Source organism: Streptomyces sp. LBL, from assembly GCF_029893585.1.
In the GTDB taxonomy this organism is placed as follows: Bacteria; Actinomycetota; Actinomycetes; order Streptomycetales; family Streptomycetaceae; genus Streptomyces.
This window is the reverse complement of record NZ_JARXYX010000009.1, coordinates 199796-224001: the sequence shown is the minus strand read 5'-3', so window position 1 is coordinate 224001 and position 24206 is coordinate 199796. Positions and strand designations below refer to the sequence as shown.

22 protein-coding genes and 2 pseudogenes are annotated in these 24206 nt (G+C 69.8%); 10 read left to right on the top strand and 14 right to left on the bottom strand.

The features are described 5' to 3' along the window. From M2271_RS13800 to M2271_RS13785, 4 genes and pseudogenes are all read left to right on the top strand, one after another. Entirely contained in the window at positions 1-1452 is a 1452-nt protein-coding gene (locus M2271_RS13800) for a glycine hydroxymethyltransferase (RefSeq protein WP_280887462.1), read from the top strand. A 129-nt stretch (positions 1453-1581) separates the two neighbouring features. Continuing rightward, positions 1582-1737, top strand: a pseudogene (locus M2271_RS13795) (RNA-guided endonuclease TnpB family protein); the annotation flags it as partial. A gap of 128 nt (positions 1738-1865) precedes the next feature. Next, positions 1866-2879 carry a tryptophan--tRNA ligase gene (trpS, locus tag M2271_RS13790; protein WP_280887461.1) on the top strand — a complete coding sequence of 338 codons (1014 nt, stop codon included), beginning with the start codon at positions 1866-1868 and terminating at the stop codon, positions 2877-2879. A gap of 174 nt (positions 2880-3053) precedes the next feature. Beyond that, positions 3054-3632: a 2'-5' RNA ligase family protein gene (locus tag M2271_RS13785; RefSeq protein WP_280887460.1), complete on the top strand. Its 579-nt coding sequence runs from the start codon at positions 3054-3056 to the stop codon at positions 3630-3632. 87 nt (positions 3633-3719) lie between these two features. On the opposite strand, the gene M2271_RS13780 is transcribed toward M2271_RS13785, so the two are convergent. Continuing rightward, complete coding sequence (locus M2271_RS13780) at positions 3720-4475, bottom strand: decaprenylphospho-beta-D-erythro-pentofuranosid-2-ulose 2-reductase (protein ID WP_280887459.1); 756 nt, start codon at positions 4473-4475, stop codon at positions 3720-3722. Positions 4476-4692: 217 nt separating this feature from the next. Next, a complete protein-coding gene (locus M2271_RS13775) occupies positions 4693-6048 on the bottom strand; it encodes an FAD-binding oxidoreductase (protein ID WP_280887458.1) in 1356 nt (451 codons plus the stop codon). Between the two features lie 221 nt (positions 6049-6269). Here M2271_RS13775 and M2271_RS13770 point away from each other — a divergent pair, with 221 nt between their 5' ends. Continuing rightward, complete coding sequence (locus M2271_RS13770; RefSeq protein ID WP_280887457.1) at positions 6270-7322, top strand: YhjD/YihY/BrkB family envelope integrity protein; 1053 nt, start codon at positions 6270-6272, stop codon at positions 7320-7322. Here M2271_RS13770 and M2271_RS13765 read toward each other — a convergent pair. Further along, positions 7270-8628, bottom strand: a complete 1359-nt coding sequence (locus M2271_RS13765; RefSeq protein ID WP_348539167.1) for a D-alanyl-D-alanine carboxypeptidase — start codon at positions 8626-8628, stop codon at positions 7270-7272. The two genes, M2271_RS13770 and M2271_RS13765, sit on opposite strands and share 53 nt — an antisense overlap. A gap of 91 nt (positions 8629-8719) precedes the next feature. Between M2271_RS13765 and M2271_RS13760 the strand changes: the two genes are divergently transcribed. Both M2271_RS13760 and M2271_RS13755 read left to right on the top strand, forming a co-directional pair. Continuing rightward, entirely contained in the window at positions 8720-8959 is a 240-nt protein-coding gene (locus tag M2271_RS13760) for a hypothetical protein (RefSeq protein ID WP_280887455.1), read from the top strand. Between the two features lie 120 nt (positions 8960-9079). Further along, positions 9080-10441 carry a metallophosphoesterase gene (locus M2271_RS13755; protein WP_280887454.1) on the top strand — a complete coding sequence of 454 codons (1362 nt, stop codon included), beginning with the start codon at positions 9080-9082 and terminating at the stop codon, positions 10439-10441. Positions 10442-10586: 145 nt separating this feature from the next. Here M2271_RS13755 and M2271_RS13750 read toward each other — a convergent pair whose 3' ends face one another. Both M2271_RS13750 and M2271_RS13745 read right to left on the bottom strand, forming a co-directional pair. Then, positions 10587-12182: a HAMP domain-containing sensor histidine kinase gene (locus M2271_RS13750; protein WP_280887453.1), complete on the bottom strand. Its 1596-nt coding sequence runs from the start codon at positions 12180-12182 to the stop codon at positions 10587-10589. Positions 12183-12190: 8 nt separating this feature from the next. Beyond that, positions 12191-12880: a response regulator transcription factor gene (locus M2271_RS13745; RefSeq protein WP_280887452.1), complete on the bottom strand. Its 690-nt coding sequence runs from the start codon at positions 12878-12880 to the stop codon at positions 12191-12193. 174 nt (positions 12881-13054) lie between these two features. Between M2271_RS13745 and M2271_RS13740 the strand changes: the two genes are divergently transcribed. Next, entirely contained in the window at positions 13055-15478 is a 2424-nt protein-coding gene (locus M2271_RS13740) for an MMPL family transporter (RefSeq protein WP_280887505.1), read from the top strand. Between the two features lie 179 nt (positions 15479-15657). Here the strand turns inward: M2271_RS13740 and M2271_RS13735 are convergent, their stop codons facing one another. The 7 genes and pseudogenes from M2271_RS13735 to M2271_RS13705 all read right to left on the bottom strand — a co-directional run bounded on the left by M2271_RS13735 (position 15658) and on the right by M2271_RS13705 (position 20158). Next, positions 15658-16278, bottom strand: a complete 621-nt coding sequence (locus tag M2271_RS13735) for a Uma2 family endonuclease (protein ID WP_280887451.1) — start codon at positions 16276-16278, stop codon at positions 15658-15660. Positions 16279-16344: 66 nt separating this feature from the next. Next, a complete protein-coding gene (locus M2271_RS13730; RefSeq protein WP_280887450.1) occupies positions 16345-17115 on the bottom strand; it encodes a TetR family transcriptional regulator in 771 nt (256 codons plus the stop codon). A 185-nt stretch (positions 17116-17300) separates the two neighbouring features. Then, positions 17301-17759: pseudogene (locus M2271_RS13725) on the bottom strand (DCC1-like thiol-disulfide oxidoreductase family protein); the annotation flags it as partial. Positions 17760-17863: 104 nt separating this feature from the next. Then, positions 17864-18268, bottom strand: coding sequence for a hypothetical protein (locus M2271_RS13720; RefSeq protein ID WP_280887449.1), 405 nt, complete (start codon positions 18266-18268; stop codon positions 17864-17866). 127 nt (positions 18269-18395) lie between these two features. Further along, positions 18396-18806, bottom strand: coding sequence for a VOC family protein (locus M2271_RS13715; RefSeq protein WP_280887448.1), 411 nt, complete (start codon positions 18804-18806; stop codon positions 18396-18398). A gap of 292 nt (positions 18807-19098) precedes the next feature. Beyond that, complete coding sequence (locus M2271_RS13710) at positions 19099-19296, bottom strand: DUF397 domain-containing protein (protein ID WP_280887447.1); 198 nt, start codon at positions 19294-19296, stop codon at positions 19099-19101. A gap of 10 nt (positions 19297-19306) precedes the next feature. After that, positions 19307-20158, bottom strand: coding sequence for a helix-turn-helix transcriptional regulator (locus M2271_RS13705; RefSeq protein WP_280887446.1), 852 nt, complete (start codon positions 20156-20158; stop codon positions 19307-19309). Positions 20159-20392: 234 nt separating this feature from the next. Here M2271_RS13705 and M2271_RS13700 point away from each other — a divergent pair, with 234 nt between their 5' ends. Together M2271_RS13700 and M2271_RS13695 are read left to right on the top strand one after the other, a co-directional pair. Then, complete coding sequence (locus M2271_RS13700; RefSeq protein WP_280887445.1) at positions 20393-20902, top strand: ATP-binding protein; 510 nt, start codon at positions 20393-20395, stop codon at positions 20900-20902. Positions 20903-20972: 70 nt separating this feature from the next. Further along, entirely contained in the window at positions 20973-21590 is a 618-nt protein-coding gene (locus M2271_RS13695) for a Uma2 family endonuclease (RefSeq protein WP_280887444.1), read from the top strand. A 71-nt stretch (positions 21591-21661) separates the two neighbouring features. On the opposite strand, the gene M2271_RS13690 is transcribed toward M2271_RS13695, so the two are convergent. After that, complete coding sequence (locus M2271_RS13690; RefSeq protein WP_280887443.1) at positions 21662-22441, bottom strand: succinate dehydrogenase iron-sulfur subunit; 780 nt, start codon at positions 22439-22441, stop codon at positions 21662-21664. Then, the gene (gene sdhA / locus M2271_RS13685; protein WP_280887442.1) at positions 22441-24195 is read right to left on the bottom strand and encodes a succinate dehydrogenase flavoprotein subunit; all 1755 of its coding nucleotides are present in this window, start codon (positions 24193-24195) and stop codon (positions 22441-22443) included. Before sdhA ends, M2271_RS13690 begins: the two co-directional genes overlap by 1 nt. Positions 24196-24206 lie beyond the last annotated feature (11 nt).

The following is a 24206-nucleotide window of genomic DNA, read 5'->3' as shown; positions in this document are numbered from 1 at the left end:
ATGTCAGAGCAGCAGCCCCTTTCCAACGAGTCCACCGCCTTCCGCGCGGCCCTCGACGTGATCCGCGCCGTCGAACCGCGCGTCGCCGACGCCATCGGCCAGGAGGTCGCCGACCAGCGCGAGATGCTCAAGCTGATCGCTTCCGAGAACTACGCCTCCCCGGCCACCCTCCTCGCGATGGGCAACTGGTTCAGCGACAAGTACGCCGAGGGCACCGTCGGCCGCCGCTTCTACGCCGGCTGCCGCAACGTCGACACCGTCGAGTCCCTGGCCGCCGAACACGCCCGCGAGCTCTTCGGCGCCCGGCACGCCTACGTCCAGCCGCACTCCGGCATCGATGCCAACCTCGTCGCCTTCTGGTCGGTCCTCGCCGCCCGCGTCGAGGCGCCCGCCCTGGAGAAGGCCGGCGTCCGCCAGGTCAACGACCTCTCCGACGCCGACTGGGCCGAGCTCCGCCAGGCCTTCGGCAACCAGCGCATGCTCGGCATGTCCCTGGACGCCGGCGGCCACCTCACCCACGGCTTCCGCCCGAACATCTCCGGCAAGATGTTCGACCAGCGTTCCTACGGCACCGACCCCGCCACCGGCCTCATCGACTACGAGGCGCTGCGCGCGTCGGCGCGCGAGTTCAAGCCGCTGATCATCGTCGCGGGCTATTCCGCCTACCCCCGTCTCGTGAACTTCCGGATCATGCGCGAGATCGCGGACGAGGTCGGAGCGACCCTGATGGTCGACATGGCCCACTTCGCGGGGCTGGTCGCCGGCAAGGTCCTGACCGGCGACTTCGACCCGGTCCCGCACGCCCAGATCGTCACCACCACCACCCACAAGTCCCTGCGCGGCCCCCGCGGTGGCATGGTCCTGTGCGACGACTCCCTCAAGGACCAGGTCGACCGAGGCTGCCCGATGGTCCTCGGCGGCCCGCTCCCGCACATCATGGCCGCCAAGGCCGTCGCCCTGGCCGAGGCCCGCCGGCCCTCCTTCCAGGACTACGCCCAGCGCATCGTCGACAACTCCCGCGCCCTCGCCGAGGGCCTGATGCGCCGAGGCGCCACCCTTGTCACCGGCGGTACGGACAACCACCTGAACCTGATCGATGTCGCCTCCTCCTACGGTCTCACCGGCCGCCAGGCCGAGGCCGCCCTGCTCGACTCGGGCATCGTCACCAACCGCAACTCCATCCCCGCCGACCCGAACGGCGCCTGGTACACCTCCGGCATCCGCATCGGCACCCCCGCCCTGACCACCCGTGGCCTCGGCACCGCCGAGATGGACGAGGTCGCCGGCCTCATCGACCGCGTCCTCACCACCACGGAGCCCGGCACCACCAGCAAGGGCGCCCCCTCCAAGGCCCAGCACGTCCTCGACCCGAAGATCGCGGACGAGATCTCCCACCGCGCCACCGACCTGGTCGCCGGCTTCCCGCTGTACCCGGAGATCGACCTCGCCTGACCTGACCTGACCTGACCTGACCCGCGATGGCCGGGCTCGGAGGCGCCCGCTCGACCATCGACTCGGACCCGGCCGCCCCCCCCGCATCCAGCGAACGCCCGCCTTAAGGGCGTGGGGGGGGACCCCCAGCCCCTGGGTGAGCGCACCTACACCTGCACCGCATGCGGAGCCGCGTCCCCACGGGACAAGAACTCCGCACGCGTCATGCTCATCCGGGCTGGTCTCAACCCGGCTGGTGCCGAGGGCACAAGACCTCCTGGAGCGCTGCTCCAGGAGGCAGCCTGAGCCAGGAATCCAGGGAGGGGAGGATTCAAACTGTTGGTACACCGCCGGAGCCGGATCGGTTCCCACCCGTGTCCGCTCTGTTTCCGACCAGTTCCGGACCGCCCCCGAGACCTGAGAGAATGGTGAGCATGGCTTCTGACCGACCCCGGGTGCTCTCCGGAATCCAGCCCACCGCAGGCTCGTTCCACCTCGGCAACTACCTCGGCGCCGTCCGCCAGTGGGTGGCCCTGCAGGAGTCCCACGACGCGTTCTACATGGTCGTCGACCTGCACGCGATCACGCTCCCGCAGGATCCCGCGGACCTGCGCGCGAACACCCGGCTGGCCGCCGCCCAGCTCCTCGCGGCCGGCCTCGACCCGGAGCGCTGCACGCTCTTCGTCCAGAGCCATGTCCCCGAGCACGCCCAGCTGGCCTGGGTCATGAACTGCCTCACGGGTTTCGGCGAGGCCTCCCGCATGACCCAGTTCAAGGACAAGTCCGCCAGGCAGGGCGCCGACCGCGCCTCCGTCGGCCTGTTCACGTACCCGATCCTCCAGGTCGCGGACATCCTGCTGTACCAGGCCCACGAGGTCCCGGTCGGTGAGGACCAGCGCCAGCACATCGAGCTCACCCGCGACCTCGCCGAGCGTTTCAACGGCCGCTTCGGTGAGACCTTCACCGTCCCGAAGCCGTACATCCTCAGGGAGACGGCGAAGATCTACGACCTCCAGGACCCGTCGATCAAGATGAGCAAGTCGGCGTCCACGCCGAAGGGCCTCATCAACCTCCTCGACGACCCGAAGGTGACCGCGAAGAAGGTAAGGAGCGCGGTGACCGACACGGACACCGTGATCCGTTTCGACCCGGAGAACAAGCCGGGTGTGAGCAACCTGCTCAGCATCTACGCGACGCTCACCGGCGCGAGTATCACCGAACTGGAAGAGAAGTACACCGGCAAGGGCTACGGTGCGCTCAAGACGGACCTCGCCGAGGTCATGGTCGACTTCGTGACGCCGTTCCGGGAGCGCACCCAGCAGTATCTGGACGACCCGGAGACGCTGGACTCGATCCTGGCCGAGGGCGCGGAGAAGGCACGTGCCGTAGCCGCGGAGACGCTGTCGCAGGTGTACGAGCGGGTCGGGTTCCTGCCCGCCAAGCACTGAGACTCCGGCGCGCAGGCGTACCAGCGGACGGTGCGCGCGCGTACCACCGGGTAGAGCGCTGCACATCACTACGACTACGCCTGCCCAGAGCACAGCCGTGGACGTACAGTCGATTGCCGGACGGCTGACAACGAAACCGACACAGGATCAAACGACACGACGACAGGAGATGACGTGGGGACCGTAACGATCGGTGTGTCGATCTCGGTCCCGGAGCCTCACGGCAGCCTGCTCCAGGAGCGGCGCGCGGGCTTCGGTGACGCCGCGGCTCACGGCATCCCCACCCACGTCACCCTGCTACCGCCGACCGAGGTCGAGGCGGCGCTGCTGCCGGCGATCGAGGCCCACCTCGGCGAGGTCGCGGAGGCCGGTCGCTCCTTCCCGATGCGGCTGTCCGGGACGGGCACGTTCCGACCGCTGTCGCCGGTCGTGTACGTCCAGGTCGCCGAGGGCGCCGAGGCCTGCACCTGGCTGCAGAAGCAGGTCCGGGACGCCTCCGGCCCCGTGGCACGCGAACTGCAGTTCCCGTACCACCCGCATGTCACGGTGGCGCACGGCATCGACGACGAGGCCATGGACCGCGCCTTCGAGGCACTCGCCGACTACGAGGCGCAGTGGCCCTGCACCGGCTTCGCGCTCTACGAGCAGGGCCCCGACGGCATATGGCGCAAGCTGCGCGAGTTCGCCTTCGGGGGACCGGTGGTGCCGCCGCAAGCGGGACACATCGAGCACGGCACCATCAGGAGCCATTAGCTCCAAGGAGTCGTCAGCTTCTGGAAGCCGTTACCTCCTGGAAGCAGTTGCCTTCAACAAGCCGTCAGCTTCTGGAAGCCGTTGCTCCTAGACCGGCAGCCGCCGGAACACCCCTCGCGGCAGGTGCCGCAGCGCCGACATCACGGCCTGCAGCGACCCCGGCACCCACACCGTCTCCGAGCGCCGTCGCAGCCCCAGCTCGATCGCCGTGGCGACCGCCTCGGGTGTCGTCGCGAGCGGTGGCTCCTCCAGGCCGGCCGTCATCTTCGTACGGACGAACCCGGGGCGTACGACCATGACGTGCGCGCCCGTGCCGTGCAGCGCGTCGCCGAGGCCCTGGGCGAAGGCGTCCAGGCCCGCCTTGCTGGAGCCGTAGATGAAGTCGGACCGGCGGGCCCGCTCGCCGGCCACGGAGGAGAGCACGACGAGTGAGCCGTGCCCCTGGGCCTGCAACGCGCGCGCGGAGACCAGTCCCGCGGACACCGCGCCCGTGTAGTTGGTCTGCGCGACCCGCACCGCACTCACCGGCTGCCGCTCGTCGCGGGACTGGTCGCCGAGGATCCCGAAGGCGAGCAGCACCACGTCGATGTCGCCCTCGGCGAACACCTTTCCGAGCACCGCCTCGTGGGCGTCGGGATCGAGCGCGTCGAAGGTGACGGTGTGCACGTCGGCCCCAAGAGTGCGCAGTTCCGAAGCGGCCGTCTCCAGGGCGGCCGTAGGTCGCCCGGCCAGCCACACCGTGCGGGTGCGGCGGGCGATCAGTCGGCGCGCGGTGGCCAGCGCGATCTCCGACGTACCGCCGAGGACCAGCAGGGACTGGGGAATGCCGAAGGCGTCCTTCACGACAGCTCCTAGCTAGAGGTTGCCTGATGGCCCGGGAAAGGGCTTGGAAAGGGGGCCCGGTAGCGGTCTGGCCGGCCTGGCGGGGGTGTGGAGCAGGCCCGGTAGCGGCCTGGCGGTGACTTGGAGCAGGCCCAGTAAGGCTGCGATGGCTTGGAGAGCGGCCTGGCGGTGGCCCGGCAACGGCCTGGGACGGCTGACGATGGCTTGGCGATGGACCCTAGAGGGCGAGACGGCGGGACAGGTCCGAGGTGAACACGCCCCGCGGGTCCAACTCCGCGCGAAGGGCCCGGAAGTCGTCCAGCCGTGGATACATCGCGGTAAGCAGCTCGGGCCGCAGCCGGGAGTCCTTGGCGAGGCAGACCCGCCCGCCGGCCGCGGCCACCTCCTCGTCCAGTTCGTCGAGGAAGGCCCCGAGACCGGGCAGCGCGGCCGGGATGTCCAGGGCGAGCGTCCAACCCGGCACGGGGAAGGACAGCCAGCCCGGATCGGCGTCCCCGAAGCGCTTGAGGACCGCGAGGACGGAGGGGCACCGGCGCTCCGAGATGCGGCGCACGATCCGGCGTACGGCGTCCTCCTGGTCGTGTCCGACGACGAACTGGTACCGCACGAAGCCGCCGCGGCCGTAGATCCGGTTCCTATGGGGGACGCCGTCGAGGGGGTGGAAGAAGGCGGAGATCTTCTGCAGCTCGCCGGTACGCGCGCGGGGGGCCGTTCGGTACCAGAGGTCGTTGTAGAGGCCGACGGTTGTCCGGCTGAGCAGGCTCTCGGGGAGGATGGCGGGGACAGCCGGGAGACGGGTGGGACGGAAGGCCAGCGGTTCCCTCCGCGCGCGCGTGCCCTTCGGTAGCGCCTCCAGGGGCGCGTGGTCGCCGCGGGTCAGCACCGCGCGGCCCGTCGCCGTGCCGCGTGCCAGGAGGTCGATCCACGCGACCGAGTAGCGGTAGCGGTGGTCGGTGGCCGCCAGGCGTGCCAGCAGGTCGTCGAGATCCCGCGCGCGCTCGGTGTCGACCGACATCAGCGAGGTCTCGACCGCATGGAGCTGCACGGTCGCGGTCAGGATCACGCCGGTCAGGCCCATGCCGCCGGTCGTCGCGTCGAACAGGGGCGTGCCGCGGCCGACCGTGCGGATCTCGCCGTCCGCGGTGAGCAGTTCCAGTGACAGGACGTGCCGGGAGAAGGAGCCGGAGACGTGGTGGTTCTTGCCGTGGATGTCCGAGCCGATCGCCCCTCCGACGGTGACGTAGCGGGTGCCGGGCGTCACCGGCACGAACCAGCCGAGCGGCAGCAGGACGTCGATCAGCCGGTGCAGGGACACGCCCGCGTCGCAGAGCACGATCCCGTCGGCCGCGTCGATGACGTGGACGCGGTCCAGGCCCGTCATGTCGAAGACCGCGCCGCCCGCGTTCTGCGCCGCGTCCCCGTACGACCGCCCCAGGCCCCTCGGGATGCCTCCGCGGGCCCCGCAGTCGCGGACGGCGGCAGCGGCCTCCTCGTACGTCCGTGGGCGGATCAGACGGGCGGCGGTGGGAGCGGTGCGGCCCCAACCGGTGACGGAAACGGTGTCGGCAGACATGCCGGTGACCGTATCGTCCCTCTATGAGGGATCGGTTATGAAACATCCTAAACGTCAATGCACTCCCCGAAATGGGTGATCAATAGGACTTCGCTCAATATTGTGCCTGTGCCGCGGCGGAGGAGTCCCGGCAAGGCGGAGTCTTTCGACGCTCCGCGCCAGGGGTGCCCACCCGCGCACATCAGGACATTGGTCTTCCGCAACCAGGGCAGAGTCGGACCATGGAATGGCTGAAGAAACTCCCCGTCGTCGGGCCGCTGCTGGCGCGGCTGATGGCCACGCACGCGTGGCGGTCGTACGACCGGCTGGACCGGGTGAAGTGGACACGGCTGGCCGCCGCGATGACCTTCACCAGCTTCGTGGCGCTGTTCCCGCTGCTCACCGTGGCCGCTGCGATCGCCGCCGCCACGCTCAGCGGCAGGCAGCAGAACACCATGGAGGACAAGATCGCCGAGCAGGTGCCCGGCATCTCCGACCAGCTCGACATCGGCGGTCTGGTCCAGAACTCCGGCACCGTCGGGGGCATCGCGGGCGCCCTCCTGCTGCTCACCGGGATCGGCTGGGCCGGTTCGACGCGCGAGAGTCTGCGGGCGGTGTGGGAACTGCCCGACGAGGAGGAGAACCCGGTCCTGCGCAAGGCCAAGGACCTGGGCATCCTGGTCGGGCTCGGCGGCGCCGTGCTGGTCACGCTCGCCGCCTCGACCGTCGCCTCCGCCATGGTCGGCTGGATCATCGACCGGCTCGGTATCGACGAGGCCGGCTGGGGCGGCATGCTGCTGCGGATCGCCGCGTTCGCGGTCGCCGTAGTGGCGGACTTCCTGCTGCTCCTGTACGTCCTCACGCTGCTGCCCGGAGTCGAGCCGGAGCGCCGCCGGCTGATCGTGGCCGCGCTGACCGGCGCGGTCGGCTTCGAACTGCTGAAGCTGCTGCTGAGCGGCTATCTGCAGGGCGTGGCCGCGAAAAACATGTACGGCGCGTTCGGCGTGCCCGTGGCCCTGCTGCTGTGGATCAACTTCACGTCGAAACTTGTCCTGTTCTGCGCCGCGTGGACGGCGACGCAGAGCAAGGAGCCCGGTCCCGCGGAGGAGCCCGGTCCTGCGGACGGGGCTGGTCCTGCGGACGAGCCCGGCCCCACAGGCGAGCCCGGCCCCACGGACGGGGCCGGTCCCACGGGCGAGCCCGGTCCCACGGACGGGTCCCGCCCCACGGACGAGTCCGACCTTACGGACGAGTCCGGCGACGCATCAGATCCGGCAGCGGCCAGCGGCGGTTGACCAGGAACGCGGCCCCCGCGAGCAGTACCAGCAGCCCGCCGGTGATCGCCAGCGCGACTCCCATGCCGCCGGAGCGGCCGCCGGTCGCGGCACTCGCCACCGGCTTCGACGAGCCGTCGGCCTCCGTGCCCCCGGTGTCCGCACCCCCGGCTTCCCCGGACACGTCCGACCCTGGCTGGGCGCTGGGCTGCGCGGCGCTCTTCGGCGGTACCAGCTCACCCACCGGCTGCACCTTGCCGGCCGCCTTGAAGCCCCAGTCGAAGAGATTCGCGGTCTCCTTGTAGATCTCGTTGTGCTCGCCCTTCTCGGGCTTCATGACCGTGACGAGCAGGACCTTGCCGTTGCGCTCGGCGACACCGGTGAAGGTGGCCCCCGCGTTGGTGGTGTTGCCGTTCTTGACGCCCGCGATGCCCTGGTAGACGGGGACGTCGGAGTCGCCGGTCAGCAGCCGGTTGGTGTTCTGGATCTCGAAGGACTCGCGGGTCGCCTTGCCCTTGTTCTTACCCTTCTTGGCCTTCGTCGTCTTGCCGGGAAACTTGGTGCGGACCGTCGAGCAGTACTCGCGGAAGTCCTTCTTCTGCAGCCCGGAGCGGGCGAACAGCGTCAGGTCGTACGCGGAGGAGACCTGGCGGGGAGCGTCGTAGCCGTCGGGGCTGACCACGTAGGTGTCGAGGGCCTGGAGCTCCTCGGCGTGCGCGTTCATCTCCTTGACGGTGGTGTCGATGCCGCCGTTCATCTGCGACAGCACATGCACGGCGTCGTTGCCGGAGCGCAGGAAGACGCCGAGCCACAGGTCGTGGACCGAGTAGGTCTCGCCCTCCTTTATCCCGACCATGCTGGAGCCGAAGCCGATGTCCGCCAGCTCGGAGGGGACGACCTTGTGCTTGTCGGTCTTCGGGAACTTCGGCAGGACGGTGTCCGCGAAGAGCATCTTCAGGGTGCTCGCCGGGGGCAGCCGCCAGTGCGCGTTGTGTGCGGCCAGCACATCACCGGACTCCGCGTCGGACACGATCCAGGAGCGTGCCGTCAGGTCCTTCGGCAGTACCGGAACCCCGCTCGTCAGATTCACCTGGGTGCCGGTCTGGCCGAGGCGTTCTCCGCCGACGGAGGACATGGTCGCCGGGGGAGTGGCCGAGGGGCTCGCCGACGGCTTTCCCGACGGCTTTCCCGACGGGCCGGCCGACGGCTTCGCAGTCGGTGACGGGCCGGGTGCGGCCCCGGAGACGGGCGCGGTCAGCGCGAGGGACGACAGGACGGCGGAGGCGACCAGCAGGGATCGCCCGACGGTCTTCTTCGGTGCGGGCACGGTGAGGAACGTACATGCCACAGGGCGTGAAGTCCCACCGCCCTCCCCACCCCGGACACGGAACCGGACACCCGGCGGCGATACTGGACGCATGAAGCTCAGCCGCCCCGTCTCCTGGTTCCTGCTCGCCTTCGGGGTGTGGAGCTGGGTCATCTGGGTCACTTTCGTCAAAAACCTGATCAAGGACAGCAGCGGGCTCGCCTTCGACGACGGTCACCCGACGGCGTACTTCTGGGTGCATCTGACGCTCGCCGTCGTCTCCTTCGTATGGGGGACGGTTGTCGGGGGCATCGGGTTGCGCGGAGTGCGCGCATTGCGCCGCACGTCATAACCGGCCGACGAATCCGGCCGACGAATCCGGTCGACGAATCCGGTCGAGAAACTCCGCCGATGATTCCTGCCGACCTCATCGCCGACAGCCCTGACCGCCCACAACGGGGGACACGACACCGTGGTCATACTCTTCGTCCTGCTCGCCCTCGCCGTCCTGGCCGTCCTGGTGGCGGCCAACTGGTACCTGTGGCGGCGCCTGTTCCGCGACACGACCCAGAGACCGGGCCTCGCGCGGCGTGCGGGCGTGGTGCTGATCGCCGGGGGGTGGGCGCTCGCGATCGGGGCGGTCGTGTCCGAACGCGCCGGCGCGCCCTTCTGGCTCCAGCGTGTGCTCGCCTGGCCGGGCTTCCTGTGGATGGCCCTGTCGGTCTACCTGCTGTTGGCGGTGATCGCGGGTGAGGTCGTACGACCGCTGCTGCGACGGTTCCTGGAACGGCGGGCACGCGCGGGGACGGCCGTACGGCAGCCGGTGCAGGGGACGGAGCAGGGGCTGGTGCCGGAAACCACGGCACCGGACCCTGTGCCGGAAACCACGGCACCGGACCCTGTGCCGGAAACCACGGCCGTGTCCGGTGCGGAACCGCAGGCCGGCCCGGCCGGGCCGACCGCCCCGCACACGTCCTCCTCCTCCCTCACTTCCGACCTCACCCCCGCACCCTCGCGCCGCCTCTTCGTCTCCCGTGTGGTCGGCGGTGCCGCCGCCGCGGTCGCTGTCGGCACGGTCGGCTACGGCACGTACGGCGTCCTGAACGGCCCCACGGTCAAGCGGGTCACCGTGCCGCTGGCCAAGCTTCCGCGCGCGGCGCACGGTTACCGGATCGCGGTGGTCAGCGACATCCACCTGGGCCCGGTGCTGGGCCGGGGCTTCGCGCAGAAGGTCGTCGACACGATCAACTCCACTCAGCCCGACCTGATCGCGGTCGTCGGTGACCTGGTCGACGGCAGTGTCAAGGACCTGGGCCCGGCGGCCGCGCCCCTGGCCCGGCTCAAGGCCCGGCATGGCGCGTACTTCGTCACCGGGAACCACGAGTACTTCTCCGGCGCCCAGCAGTGGGTCGAAGAGGTACGACGGCTGGGCATCCGCCCGCTGGAGAACGCCCGCACCGAACTGGCCCACTTCGACCTGGCGGGCGTCAACGACGTGGCGGGTGAGGACGAGAGCCAGGGGCCCGACTTCGCCAAGGCGCTCGGCGACCGCGACACGGCACGCGCGTGCGTGCTGATGGCCCACCAGCCGGTGCAGATCCACGACGCCGTCGAGCACGGCGTCGACCTCCAGCTCTCCGGCCACACCCACGGCGGCCAGCTCTGGCCCGGCAACTTCATCGCGGCCGCCGCGAACCCCACCGTCGCGGGCCTGGAACGCTACGGCGACACCCAGCTGTACGTCAGCCGCGGCGCCGGCGCCTGGGGCCCGCCGACCCGCGTGGGCGCCGAGTCGGACATCACCGTGATCGAACTGGCGTCACGACAGGCGTGAGCGGACTACGCGGGGACCGACGGATGCTCGGGAGCGTCACGCCCCGCCGTCCTGTGAGCCCGATCGGAGCCTCACGCCTCGGCATCCCCTGAGTCTGCCCGATCGGAGCCTCACGCCTCGCCATCCCCTGAGCCTGACCGGAGCGTCACGCCCCGCCGCCCCCCGTGGCCGACCCCCCATTCCCGCTCTCGCTCCCGCCGCTCCCCTTCCCGCCCCCCGCCGGCAGCGTCACCGTCACCGCCAGCCCCTCACCACGTTCCGTCCGAACCGCCACCTCGCCCTTGTGGGCCCGCACCACCCCCTGCACGATCGCCAGGCCGAGCCCGCTGCCCGCGCCCCCGCCGGTCCGGAAGAAACGGTCGAAGACCCGGGCCGCGTCCTCCGGGCCCAGCCCCGGCCCCTTGTCGGCGACGCACAGCCGTACGACCCCGTAGGCGCGCTCCACGCCGAGCCGCACCGGCACGTCCTCGGGTGTGTGGGTGCGGACGTTGGCCACCAGGTTGCCGAGGACCTGCCGCAGCCCGGACTCGTCGGCGCGCACCAGCAACGAGCCGTCGGCGTCGACGGTGATGGGCCGCCCCGGCTGCTGCACCCGCAGGTCCTCGGCCATGTCCCGCACCAGACGGCTCACGTCCACGTTCCGGAAGCGCAGTTCGGGCTGCTGGTCCAGCCGGGCGAGGGTGAGCAGCTCGTCGACGAGCCGCCCCATGCGATCGGCCTCGGCCAGCACCCGCTCCCAGGCCCGTTCACGGTCGGCCGGGTCGCTGAGCATGCCCTTGTCGTACAGCTGGAGATAGCCGCGTATCGCCGCCAGCGGGGTGCGTAGCTCGTGCGAGGCGTCGGCGACGAAGCGGCGCAGCTGGGCGGCGCTGCGCTCGCGCGTGCGGTACGCCGACTCCACCTGGTGGAGCATGGAGTTGAGGGCGAGCCGGAGCTGTTCGACCTCCAGGGTGGCCTCACGGCTGGAGGGGACACGCCGCGTCAGATCACCCTCGGCGATCGCCGACGAGGTCTCCACCATGTCCTCCAGCGGCCGCATACGTCGACCGACGCTCATCATCGTCAGCAGTGCGAGCAGCGCGAGCAGCAGCGTGCCGATGGCGAGGTCGAGCTTGAGAGCCTTGGAGACGCCCTTGTGCAGGGCGTCGGTCGAGGTGGCGAGCAGGATCCGCGTGCCGTCGGCGAGCCGGACGCCGGTGACCCGGTAGGGGGAGCCGTGCACGGTGACGTCGTGCGGTTCGGGGTCCTCGATGAGGGCGCCCGGGTCACGGACGGAGTGCGCGAGGCCGCGCTGGGCGTCGGTGGGCTTGAACCCGAGAATGCCGACGGGTTCACCGCTGCCGTCGATGACAGTGAAGATCGAGTCCGGTCTCGGCTGCTCGTTCGTGGCCTGCGGGGCGATCCGGTCACGGAAGAAACTCAGCGCGCTCAGCGAGTCGAACTGCCGCAGGGTGAGCTGCGAACCGCCCAGGGAGTCACGGGTCTTGGTGAGCTCGGTGTCGACCTGGTCCAGCAGGTAGTACCGCATCCCCATCAGGCTCACGGCTGTCGCCGCGGCGATCCCCAGGGCGAGCAGTGCCACGTTGGCCAGCGTCAGCTTGCCGCGCAGCGAGTGGACGCCCCGCCTCCCGCGCAGCGAGTGGCCCCGCAGCGAGCGGACGCCCCACTTATTGCCGCGCGTCTTATGGCCGCGCGTCCGCCCCTGGTTGCGCGCCGGCCACCACGACCCCGGGAGATTCATGCCGGCCTTCATGCCAGTCCGTATCCCACACCCCGCCGGGTGGTGATCAACGGCGGTCCCAGCGCGTCGAGCTTGCGCCGCAGATAGCTGATGTACGTCTCGACCACGGTCGACTCCGGCGGGGTGTGCTCGTACTGCCAGACATGGCGCAGAAGTTCCTCCTTGGGCACGATCCGGCCCCCGTTGCGCACCAGGAAACGCAGCAGGGCGTACTCGGTGGGGGTCAGTTCGACCGAGCGGCCCGCGCGGTGCACCGAGTACGTCGTCTCGTCCAGCTCCAGGTCGCCGTAGCGCAGGGGCGGCCGCTGCGGGAGGACGTCGGCCGGTCGGGTCCGGCGCAGGACGGCCGTGATCCGCGCGACGACCTCGTCGATGTTGAACGGTTTGGTGATGTAGTCGTCACCGAAGCCGAGCGCGCCGACGATCTCGGCGGGCGAGTCACGCGCAGTGAGGAAGACGACCGCCAGGTCGGGCCGGCGCTCGCGCAGGCGCCGGCCCAGGGCGCGGCCGTCCCCGTCCGGGAGCATGATGTCGAGCAGCGCGCAGTCCGGGAGGGTGCGCTCGGCGAGCGTGAGCGCCTCGCGGACCGTGCCCGCCGTCATCACCTCGAACCGGTGGTAGCGCAGGGCGATGGCGAGGACGTCCGCGATGCTCTCCTCGTCCTCCACCACCAGCACGGTGCCTGAACCCGTCGTCATGCCCCCAGTATCGGCGGACCCACTGACAACCGGACGGGTTCGCTGCTTTGGAGTTCCTTGAGAGTCATGGCGCGGCGCCCCCACGCGCGCGCGGCGCCGCCAATCCTGTTGCCGAGGACCTGGGGGACCAACCGACCGAACAAACCGAGTAAGGAGCTGTTGAGCGTGGCGGCATTGGCACGGTGGTGCTATCGGCACCGGCTGGTGGTCCTGTTGCTGTGGGTGGGGGCACTGTTCGGCCTGGGGCTTTCGGCCTCGACGGCGGGCACGGACTACGCGAACGTCTTCTCCCTCCCGAACACGGACTCCAAGCGCGCGTACGACCTGATGGAGAAGGCCTTCCCGCAGACCGCGGGCGACACCGACACGGTGGTGTGGAAGGTCGACGAGGGCTCGGTACGGGACCAGGCGGTACGGTCCCGTATCCAGCCCGCGCTCGACAAGATCGCCGGCATGAAGGGCGTCGGCGGGGTCACCAGCCCCTACAGCGGCGGCGCGGCCGGGATCAGCGGCGACGCCGCGGCGCAGATCGGCGGCGACGGGCGGATCGCGTACGCCCAGATCACCTTCGCCGACCAGGCGAACGCCGTACCCAAGGAACTGGTGCAGGACGTCGTCGACACCGCGCAGGGCGTCGAACGCGCCGGGATGCAGGTCGAGTTGGGCGGCCAGGCGATCCAGCGGGTGCAGGAACCGCCCTCCGGTCTCGCCGAGATGGTCGGCATCGTCGCGGCGGCCGTCGTCCTGTTCCTGGCCTTCGGATCGCTCTTCGCGATGCTGCTGCCGCTCGCCGTCGCCATCTTCGGAGTCGGCACCGGCATGTTCTCCACCCAACTGCTCAGCCATGTCACCGACATCCCCGACCTGGCCCCGCTGCTCGCCACCCTCATCGGCCTCGGCGTCGGCATCGACTACGCCCTGTTCATCGTGACCCGGCACCGCAAGGGCATCCTGCGCGGCATGGATCCGGAGGAGTCGGCGGTCACGGCCCTCAACACCTCCGGCCGCGCGGTGCTGTTCGCGGGCGGCACGGTGTGCATCGCGCTCGCCGGGATGCTGGTGACGAACCTGCGCTTCCTGGACGGTGTCGTCATCGGCACCTCGCTGACCGTGGTGCTGAGCGTCCTCGCGGCCACGACCCTGCTGCCGGCGCTCCTCGGTTTCCTGGGCCCGCGGGTGCTCAGCCGCCGGCAGCGGCGCAAGCTCGCGGCGACCGGGCCCGAGCGGGAGCGGGCGAGCGGACTCGCGGCCCGCTGGTCGGCGGGCGTGCAGAAGCGCCCGCGCCGGATCGCCGCGCTCGCCCTCGTCGTCATGGCCGTCCTCGCGCTGCCGGTGCTGTCGCTGCGCCTGGGCGCGACGGACCAGGGCAACGACGACACCACGACGACCACCAGGAAGGCGTACGACCTGCTCGCCGAGGGCTTCGGCCCCGGCTTCAACGGACCGCTCCAGGTGGTCACCGACGGCGGCGACACCACCGCCCTGGTCAAGGGCATCCAGGGCACGGACGGGGTCGCGCGGGTCGCCGCGCTGCCGTCCGCGCGGGGCGTGACGGTGATCCAGGTCGTCCCGACCACGTCACCGCAGTCAGAGGAGACCGACCAGCTCATCGACACCCTTCGGGACAAGGTGATCCCGCAGGCCGGGGCCCCGGCCCACGTCGGCGGGGTCACGGCGGTCTCGAAGGACTTCGCGACCGTCACGGGCGACCGGCTGCCGCTCTTCATCGCGACCATCATCGGCCTGGGCTTCCTGCTCCTCCTGGTCGCCTTCCGCTCCCTGGTGGTGCCGCTGACCGCCGCCCTGATGAATCTCATCGCGGCGGCCGCCTCCTTCGGAGTCCTCGTCGCGATCTTCCAGTGGGGCTGGGGACTCGACCTGCTGAGCCTCGGCAAGGAAGGCCCGATCAACGCCTTCCTGCCGGTCATCATGCTGTCCCTGCTCTTCGGCCTCTCGATGGACTACCAGGTGTTCCTGGTCAGCCGGATGCACGAGGAGTGGGTCCACACCAAGGACAACGCCCGCGCGGTCCGCGTCGGACTGGCCGAGACCAGCCGCGTCATCAACTCCGCGGCCCTCATCATGGTCTGCGTCTTTCTGGCCTTCGTCCTCAGCGGCGACTCCGGGGCGGCGATGGCGGGCGTGGGCCTGGCCGCCGCCGTGGCCCTGGACGCGTTCATCCTGCGTACGGCCCTGGTGCCGGCGGCGATGCATCTGCTCGGCAACTCCAACTGGTGGCTGCCGGGGTGGCTGGACAAGCGGCTGCCGCACTTGGCGGTGGAGCCGAAGGAGGAGGCGGAGTCGGGGCCTGCGACGGACGGGCCCGCTTCGGTGGTCCACGGTTTCATCCGCACCCCCGAGGGTGAGCCGGTGCGCGGCGCGGCGGTGACGCTGCTGTCCGAGGGCGGCCGTCAACTGGACCGAGTGACCTCCTTGGCCGACGGGTCGTACGCCCTCTCAGTCCCGACGCCGGGGACGTACCTGCTGGCGACGACGGCGGCGACGTACGGCTCGCGGGCGCGGCATGTGGTCGTGGAGGAAGGGCCGCTGGTCTGTGACGTGGAGTTGGCTGAGGGGGAGGTGGACGCGGTCAACTAGCGCCGTGGCAGGCACTAGTGCCGCGACAGGCAATGTTCGCCCCGTCGCGACGCCTGGCACGCACTCTCGCCGCACCGGGCGAAAGCCCAAGTACATCCAGTACGAGGGCTTCCGCCCGGCACGCCGATAGCACGCACCAGACGCCGCTCCTTCTCGGGCAAACATTGCCTGCCGCGGCACTAGCTACTGGCTTTCCTCTTCCCGGCCTTGATGATCTGGTCCACGTCGAGAGTGACCTCGGCACCGATCGAGTCGGGCAGGGTGATGACCTCGCCGGGGGCGTGGACGCGGTGGCTCGCGTACTCGTTCCCGGCCGGGTCTGTGAGCAGGTGGAGGCGCTGGTGCTTGCGGTCGACGACGAGGTAGACGGGGACCTTGGCCTCGGCGTAGGCGGCGACCTTGGTCTTCAGGTCGTCCTTCCCGTTGCTGGAGGTGACCTCGAGCACGAGGCGGAAGCAGACCGGGTCGTACGCGTTGTTCTCGACGAAGTGGTCGTCGATGTCGGCGTCCACCACCACGAGGTCGGGGATGGCGTAGTCCTCGGCGCCAGTGGGCAGCCAGAGCCCGACGTTCTGGAGGACCTCGGTTTCTGAGTCGTGCAACCCGGCGGCAATGAAGGGCACCATGAGGCCGGTCAGGGCACGGGCGTGGGGGGCATCCGGTGATGGGGTCACGAGGAGGTGGCCTCCGATGATCTCGACTCGGTAGCCCGGATGGCGCTCCATGATCTCGTCGGCGATGGCCGTGAGCGAGAACGGCCGGTCGTCGTCGAAGGGCTGCTCGACGGATGCAGCGGACATCGCGTGCCTCCTAGGGGCTGGTGTCGAGAGCATCATCGTAGGCAGGCCGGGACCCGAACGTCCCGTTCAGGCGTACTCACCCGACAGTGGATCATCCCGCCCGCCCCTTGGCGCCCCCGGATCCGGCATCACCTTCGTCATCCCGGGCAGGAAGTCCGTGAACAGCTCGTGCACCTCCCGTACGAGCGGCCGCAGCACCCTGAACCGGGCGAGCGACACCCCGCGCGCGGTGAGCCGGGCCCCCCGCTCGGCCAGCCGGTAACTCCGCTCGCGCCCTTCGGTCCGGTCGAAGATCCAGTACAGCACCAGCCCCATCTGGGCCAGCCACATCAACTCGGGGAGGATGTCCCGCAGCTCCTCGGGAACCTTCGTCCTCGTGGCCCCCGCCAGCACCTGCCGGTGGACGCTGACGGCCTCCACGCGCGCGTGCTCCGACTCGGGGGAGAAGGGACTGAGCGGGCTGTCCGGATCGGCGGCGTTCTTGAAGAACTGCACCGCGAACTCGTGGTACGGCCCGGCGATGTCCAGCCACACCTTCAGCACACCCGCGAGCCGCGCCTCCAGGTCGGTCTCCCGGGCCAGCACCTCCCGGACCGCCACCTGGTGCTCGGCGGCGATCCGGTCGTAGAAGCCCTGGATCAGGTGCTCCTTGCCCGCGAAGTAGTAGTACGCGTTGCCCACGGAGACGCCGGCCTCCTGGGCGATGGCCCGCATGGTCGTCTTGTCGTAGCCCCGTTCCTGGAACAGCCGCATCGCCGTCTCCAGGATCAGCGCGCGGGTCTGCTCGGACTTGCTCGGGGTACCGCCCTGGTCGGGGCGGTCATGGTTCGCAGGCACGAGAAGAGAGCCTAACGAGTGGGGCGGGTACCGCTGCCGCGGCCGGGTGGGTTGTGGTCTCCACTGGGGCTGGGACTGGGGCCGGGGCCGGGACTGGGGCTGGGGCTGGGGCTGGGGCCGGGCGGGTTGTGGTCGGGGTCGTGGTGGCGCCCGGACGGGTTGTGGTCGGGGTGCGCGGGTAGGTGGTACGTCCATCCCTCGCCGGGGTCGTACGCCCATCCGTCCACCCGGCGATAGACCCGCCCGCCCCACTGGTCCTCTCCCCTCCCCGGATCCCCTTTCTTCCGCCGGCCCCATTTGTTCCCCTGGGCCCCTTCGTCCCTCTGAGCCCCGCGCCACTTCGCGGCGGCGAGCACCGCGCCCCTGGCGAGCCGGGCCCCGGCCGGGGTGCTCAGCCGGTGGGCGAGCGGCCGGTGTTCCCGCAGCGCCCACAGGGTGACGATCCAGGCGGCGGCCTCCCGGTAGACCTGCCCCGCGTCGCCCACGACGGTGACCTCGTCGAGGGTGGCTCGGTGGTCGAGCCCGGGAAACCGCCGCCGGGCCTGCGGCGACCCCGCTGGCACCAGCTCCAGCGGCACCAACTGCGGCTGTCGTACGAGCCAGTCCCGCACGAAGACGCAATGGGAGCACTCGGCGTCGTACAGGACGGTGAGCCGGTGGACGGGGGCGAGGAGCGGTGGGGCCGTCTCGCCGGGCCGGGAGACCGGGGCGCGCCCGGCGCCCCGGTCCTCGGTGGCCGTCACGGTGCTCACGCCCCCTGGGTCCCGACCCAGCCCTGCGGCGCGACCGGCGGCAGCTGCTCCCGCTCCAGGACGCCCCGCCGCCGGATCCGGTTGAGGAGGTACACGTTGGCCAGGTGCATCGCGCCGAGCACGAGCAGCACCACGCCCAGCTTGGTCGACAGGGCCTCGAATATCCCGCGGGTGTCCCGGATGGTGTCGTCCCCGCTCAGGTAGAGCGCGACGAACCCGAGGTTGACGAGATAGAAGCCGACCACCAGGAGGTGGTTGACGGCGTCGGCGAGCTTCTCGTCGCCCTGCAGTACATCGGCGAGAAAGACCCGCCCGTTCCGGCTGAGTGTCCGGGCCACCCAGATGGTCAGCGCGATGCTGACGACCAGGTAGATGACGTAGGCGACGACGGTGCGATCCATGGCCCCACCCCTTCTTGAACGCGTTCAAAACGCTGACAGGGGAGACTCTAGACCTGTTTTTGAACACGTTCAACCCGGGTCGTGGGAGGTGTGCCGAAGGAAGGGCCGCCCTGGTGGGCTCACTGCCTCACGATCTGCGTGCGAGCTCCGGCCGCTTGCTGTAATCCGTGAACCCGAGGACGTTTCCCCATGGATCGGCGAACTCGACGGTCCGACCGGTCGCCCCGGAGAACGGCGCGTCGAGCGGCGCGATCCCGGCGGCGGCCAGCTCCCGCGCGGCCGCGCGGGCATCCGGCACCTCCAGCCACACCCGCGGGGTGGGCCGGCCCGGCGGCCGGTGCCCGAGCCCCTCCTCCAGCTGCAGTAGGATCCCGGGCGTCTCACCCCCGACCTTGAGCAACGCGATCCCGCCCTTGTCGAACCGGAACCCCAGGGTGAACCCGGCCCGCTCGTAGAAGCGGACCGCCTCGTCGAGGTCCCCGACGGGGAACAGGATGTTGTCGAAACCGAGCAGCTCGTACGACTCGTCATCTGACATGTCGTCAGATTAGGTGGGAATCACCGACTTCGTGCAGAAGGCCGACCGCGAGGCGCGGCGAGGTCACCCGGAAGGATCCCCGCCACCACGGCCCAGCCGGGCCCGTCGGCCACGGCCCAGCCGGGCCCGCGTCAGCGGAGACCGCCAAGTCGTCGTAGTCGCCTGCCGGATCGTGTCCATCGCCTCCTGAGGGACAGGAACTGCCCGTCACCGGTCAACCGGGGCCCACCCCTCGGTGCGCAGCAGCAGACCCCGCTCCCGAATGGGCTGTGCAGCAAACGAGGTCGATACGTCATCTCCGGTTAGCACACACAGACCGCAGGGTGCGTATCAGTGCGTCGAACTGGCGGGGGCCGGTGGCAATGATCGCGTCCGGTTCGTCGCTCTCGCGGAGGAGAATCGTTCCGGCGGGGGTGGTGGCGAGGTAGACGCAGGAGGAGGCCTCCTCGCTGTAGGTGGACTTCTGCCAGGTGTGTTCGGTGGCGGTCATGGCTCGGCTTTCATGTCTCTTGGGCGATGCGGTCGATGAGTTCGCGGGAGGCCGCGTGGTCCAGGGTGGCCTCCTCCATGCGGTCAAGGATCAGCCGGTACTTCGTCAACTGTGCTACGGCATTGATGAGTTCGCTGCCATGTGCGGCGTCGAGTTGTGCGGTGTCGAGGGCCGGGACGGGGCCGTAGGCGTAGTCCAGCCCGTGGCCCACGGTGGGGAAAGCAGTGCCGTCGAAGGGGATCACCCTGAGCGTGACGTGCGGCTGTTCGCTCATCTTGACGAGGTGGTCCAGTTGGGCGCGGGCGACCTCTCCGCCACCGAAGCGCATACGCAGGGCAGCCTCGTGGATCAGTGCCGTGTACTTCGGTGGCTGTTCGCGGTGCAGGATGGCCTGACGCTTGATGCGGTGGGAGATTCGGTACTCGATTTCGTGCGGGCGCAGTGCCGGGACCGCCTGGCGGAAGAGTGCGCGGGCGTGCTCCGGGGTCTGCAGCAGGCCGGGGATGTTGATGACCTGGGCCACGCGTAGGGCCACCGCGTGGTGCTCCATCTCCGCCACGTCCAGGAAGCGGGGCGGGAGCGTGTCGCGGTACTCCTCCCACCAACCGCGTTCGCGGTGCGCGGCCATGGCCACGAGGGCGTCGATCAGCGGTTCGTTGGTGCAGTCGTAGTTGTTGGCAAGGGTGCGGATGCGCTGCTCGCTCAGGCCAAAGCGTCCCGTCTCGATGTTGCTGATGCGCGCTTGATTAGCGCCGATCATCTCGCCGGCCTCGCGGGCTGTGAGTCCCGCGCTCTCGCGTAGCTTGCGCAACTCGACCCCCAGGCGGATTTGGCGTGCCGTAGGTGTTTGCCGCGGCGGCATGTTCCCGCTCCCTTGCCTTGCGTCGTACGAGGTCACCCACACGAGTGGAACGTCGGATACATCTGCAGATTTTGTAGTAACCATTCTACGCGGGTGGGTACGGTGAAACCCAAGCCGCTCAACCGCCCCCGCCGCCAAGCCGGAAGCGCACCGCGCCGCACCTCACGCGCGCGGCACTGCCACCGCCCGGCCGGGTGGTCGAGCGAACCACGTTCCCCACCGCAGGAGGGCTTCATGGTCACCGTATCCTCGTCGGAGTGCGAAGTGTCCCCAACTTGGGCGTACGCACTTCAACTACCCAACGACCCGCGCGCCGCGCGCATCGCCCGGGTCACCCTCCGTGCCGTTCTCGTCGGTCACGGCATGTCCCAACTCCAGGACAGCGCTGAGCTGTTGGCCTCAGAAATGGTCACCAATGCCTACCGGTACTCGACCGGCCCCGCGACCCTCCGCCTCCGTGGTCTGGACCGCAGTCGGCTAAGGGTGAGCGTCTGGGACGCCAACCCGCACATCCCGCCTCCGTTCGACAAGCGATCAGGTCCCCTCGGTCCCGTGCCGACCGAGGCCGACGGTGGGCGTGGGCTGTTCCTCGTATGCCATTACGCGGACGCGTGGGGTGGGTATCCGCTCGGAGATGATCTCTTCGGCCGGGGAGGGAAGCTGTTGTGGTGCGAGATTCGGTCGTCAGCCGGAAGAGCTGCCATCACCTGCCCGGAGGCGGCCGTCCGAGGGATCACTCGTTGAGGTGAGGCGGCTGTCATTGCCCCTGGGTACGCTGGGCCCACAGGCGAGACTCCGTCGCATGGGAGCACTGATGAGCGCCGCATCCGAGAACGGGCTCGACGACGAGCGGGCGTACCGCTGGCCGATCCCGCCCCCCGAGGGCTGGACCGCGGACGACCTCGACCGGATTCCGGGCCTCCCGCCGCACACGGAGTTGATTGACGGGAGTCTCGTCTTCATGAGTCCGCAGACCCGGTTTCACCTGCGCTGCATGCGCCTGCTGGAGTACAGCCTGCTGAGCCAGGCACCGGAGCACATGGATGTGGACCGCGAATTCACCGTGCGGCTGGATGACAAGAACCGGCCCGAGCCGGACCTCCTTGTGATTCCCGCCGAGGCGGCCACCGGCCCGTCCCAGACCTGGCACAGACCGGAGGACGTCATCCTCGCGGTCGAGGTCGTTTCGCCGGATTCCCGTGAACGTGACCGTGAGGTCAAGCCCCGCAAATACGCGACAGCCGGGGTGCCGCATTTCTGGCGTGTCGAGCAGGACGACGACAAGGGCCTCCCCGTCGTCTACGTCTACGAGCTCGACCCGGCCTCGAAGTCCTACGGTCTCACCGGCATCTTCCACGACCGGCTCAAGGTGTCCGTGCCGTTCGACACGGAGATCGACCTGACGGCGATCAACCGGCGCCCCGGCGCGTGACGACGCGGAGGGCCCCGCCCCCGGTGTCGAACCGGGGGCGGGGCCCTCACCCACGTACGGAAGACGACGTGTCAGAAGCGGCGCGTGATCAGCGCCCGCTTCACTTCCTGGATCGCCTTCGTGACCTCGATGCCGCGCGGGCAGGCGTCCGTGCAGTTGAAGGTCGTGCGGCAGCGCCAGACGCCGTCACGGTCGTTGAGGATCTCCAGGCGCTGCTCGGCCGCCTCGTCACGCGAGTCGAAGATGAAACGGTGGGCGTTGACGATGGCCGCCGGGCCGAAGTACTGGCCGTCGTTCCAGAAGACCGGGCAGGAGGAGGTGCAGGCCGCGCAGAGGATGCACTTCGTGGTGTCGTCGAAGCGCTCGCGGTCCTCCGCCGTCTGGAGGCGTTCCCGGGTCGGCTCGTTCGTGTCCTTCGTGATGAGGAAGGGCATGACGTCGCGGTACGCCTGGAAGAACGGGTCCATGTCGACGACCAGGTCCTTGAGGACCGTCAGGCCCTTTATGGCCTCGACCGTGATCGGCTTCTCGGGGTTCAGGTCCTTGATCAGGGTCTTGCAGGCAAGACGGTTCTTGCCGTTGATCCGCATCGCGTCCGAACCGCAGATGCCGTGGGCGCACGAGCGGCGGAAGGTGAGCGTGCCGTCCTGCTCCCACTTGATCTTGTGGAGGGCGTCGAGGACACGTTCCTTCGGGTCGATCTCCAGCTGGAAGTCTTCCCAGACCGCTTCCGCCGAGACCTCGGAGTTGAAGCGGCGGATGCGGAAGGTGGCCGTGATGTACGGGGAGTCGGCGAAGCCGGGCTCGGGCGTGCCGGCCGCGTCCGCCTTGTCCAGGGTCGGGGTTGCCATCAGTACTTACGCTCCATCGGCTGGTAGCGGGTCTGGACGACCGGCTTGTAGTCGAGACGGATCGACTCGGTGCCGTCGTCACCCACCTCGCGGTACGCCATGGTGTGGCGCATGAAGTTGACGTCGTCGCGGTTCGGGTAGTCCTCGCGGTAGTGACCGCCGCGGGACTCCTTGCGGGCCAGGGCCGACACCGCCATGACCTCGGCCAGGTCGAGCAGGTTGCCCAGCTCGATGGCCTCCAGCAGGTCGGTGTTGAACCGCTTGCCCTTGTCCTGGATCGAGACGTTCAGGTAGCGCTCGCGGAGTTCCGCGATCTTCTCGACCGCCGTCTTGATCGTCTGCTCGGTGCGGAACACCATGACGTTCGCGTCCATGGTCTCCTGCAGCTCGCGGCGCAGGACCGCGACCCGCTCGGTGCCGGTGGCGTCGCGGAGCCGCTCGACCTGGTCGAGCACCAGCCGCGCCGGGTCCTCGGGCAGCTCGACGTAGTCGGCCGTCTGCGAGTAGTCGGCGGCCGCGATGCCGGCCCGCTTGCCGAACACGTTGATGTCCAGGAGCGAGTTCGTGCCCAGACGGTTGGCGCCGTGGACCGACACGCACGCGACCTCGCCGGCCGCGTACAGGCCCGGGACCACCGTGGTGTTGTCGGAGAGCACCTCACCCTGGACGTTCGTCGGGATGCCGCCCATCGCGTAGTGCGCGGTGGGCTGGATCGGGATCGGGTCCGTGTACGGCTCGATGCCCAGGTAGGTGCGCGCGAACTCGGTGATGTCCGGGAGCTTGGCGTCCAGCTGCTCCGGCGGGAGGTGCGTCAGGTCCAGGTAGACGTGGTCGCCCTCGGGGCCGCAGCCGCGGCCCTCGCGGATCTCCGTGTAGATGGAACGGGAGACCACGTCCCGGGACGCGAGGTCCTTCATGACCGGCGCGTACTTCTCCATGAAGCGCTCGCCGTCCTTGTTGCGGAGGATGCCGCCCTCACCGCGGGCGCCCTCCGTCAGCAGGATGCCCATGCGCCAGATGCCGGTCGGGTGGAACTGGAAGAACTCCATGTCCTCCAGCGGGAGGCCGCGGCGGTAGACCGCCGCCTGGCCGTCGCCCGTCAGGGTGTGCGCGTTCGACGTCACCCTGAAGAACTTGCCGGTGCCGCCGGACGCGTAGATCACGGCCTTCGCCTGGAAGACGTGGATCTCGCCGGTGGCCAGCTCGTACGCCACGACACCGGCCGAGCGCTTGACGCCGTCGACCTCGGTGATCAGCTGGTCCAGGACGTAGAACTCGTTGAAGAACTCCACGCCCTCCTTGACGCAGTTCTGGTACAGCGTCTGGAGGATCATGTGGCCGGTGCGGTCGGCCGCGTAGCAGGAACGGCGGACCGGGGCCTCGCCGTGATTGCGGGAGTGACCGCCGAAGCGGCGCTGGTCGATGGTGCCGTCCGGGGTGCGGTTGAACGGCAGGCCCATCTTCTCCAGGTCGAGGACCGAGTCGATGGCCTCCTTCGCCAGGATCTCGGCGGCGTCCTGGTCGACCAGGTAGTCACCGCCCTTGACCGTGTCGAAGGTGTGCCACTCCCAGTTGTCCTCCTCCACGTTGGCCAGCGCGGCGGCCATGCCGCCCTGCGCGGCGCCCGTGTGGGAGCGGGTCGGGTAGAGCTTGGTGAGCACCGCGGTGCGGCTGCGCTTCGTCGACTCGATGGCCGCGCGCATGCCCGCGCCACCGGCGCCGACGATGACGGTGTCGTACTTGTGGATCTTCATGATTCTCGCAG

What these genes read in the sequence shown, in the direction of transcription:
- M2271_RS13800 (WP_280887462.1), top strand. Translation starts at nt 1, where the DNA reads ATGTCAGAGCAGCAGCCCCTTTCCAACGAGTCCACCGCCTTCCGCGCG.
- trpS (WP_280887461.1), top strand. Translation starts at nt 1,866, where the DNA reads ATGGCTTCTGACCGACCCCGGGTGCTCTCCGGAATCCAGCCCACCGCA.
- M2271_RS13775 (WP_280887458.1), bottom strand. Translation starts at nt 6,048, where the DNA reads ATGTCTGCCGACACCGTTTCCGTCACCGGTTGGGGCCGCACCGCTCCC.
- M2271_RS13770 (WP_280887457.1), top strand. Translation starts at nt 6,270, where the DNA reads ATGGAATGGCTGAAGAAACTCCCCGTCGTCGGGCCGCTGCTGGCGCGG.
- M2271_RS13760 (WP_280887455.1), top strand. Translation starts at nt 8,720, where the DNA reads ATGAAGCTCAGCCGCCCCGTCTCCTGGTTCCTGCTCGCCTTCGGGGTG.
- M2271_RS13750 (WP_280887453.1), bottom strand. Translation starts at nt 12,182, where the DNA reads ATGAATCTCCCGGGGTCGTGGTGGCCGGCGCGCAACCAGGGGCGGACG.
- M2271_RS13745 (WP_280887452.1), bottom strand. Translation starts at nt 12,880, where the DNA reads ATGACGACGGGTTCAGGCACCGTGCTGGTGGTGGAGGACGAGGAGAGC.
- M2271_RS13735 (WP_280887451.1), bottom strand. Translation starts at nt 16,278, where the DNA reads ATGTCCGCTGCATCCGTCGAGCAGCCCTTCGACGACGACCGGCCGTTC.
- M2271_RS13720 (WP_280887449.1), bottom strand. Translation starts at nt 18,268, where the DNA reads ATGGATCGCACCGTCGTCGCCTACGTCATCTACCTGGTCGTCAGCATC.
- M2271_RS13715 (WP_280887448.1), bottom strand. Translation starts at nt 18,806, where the DNA reads ATGTCAGATGACGAGTCGTACGAGCTGCTCGGTTTCGACAACATCCTG.
- M2271_RS13710 (WP_280887447.1), bottom strand. Translation starts at nt 19,296, where the DNA reads ATGACCGCCACCGAACACACCTGGCAGAAGTCCACCTACAGCGAGGAG.
- M2271_RS13705 (WP_280887446.1), bottom strand. Translation starts at nt 20,158, where the DNA reads ATGCCGCCGCGGCAAACACCTACGGCACGCCAAATCCGCCTGGGGGTC.
- M2271_RS13700 (WP_280887445.1), top strand. Translation starts at nt 20,393, where the DNA reads ATGGTCACCGTATCCTCGTCGGAGTGCGAAGTGTCCCCAACTTGGGCG.
- M2271_RS13695 (WP_280887444.1), top strand. Translation starts at nt 20,973, where the DNA reads ATGAGCGCCGCATCCGAGAACGGGCTCGACGACGAGCGGGCGTACCGC.
- M2271_RS13690 (WP_280887443.1), bottom strand. Translation starts at nt 22,441, where the DNA reads ATGGCAACCCCGACCCTGGACAAGGCGGACGCGGCCGGCACGCCCGAG.
- sdhA (WP_280887442.1), bottom strand. Translation starts at nt 24,195, where the DNA reads ATGAAGATCCACAAGTACGACACCGTCATCGTCGGCGCCGGTGGCGCG.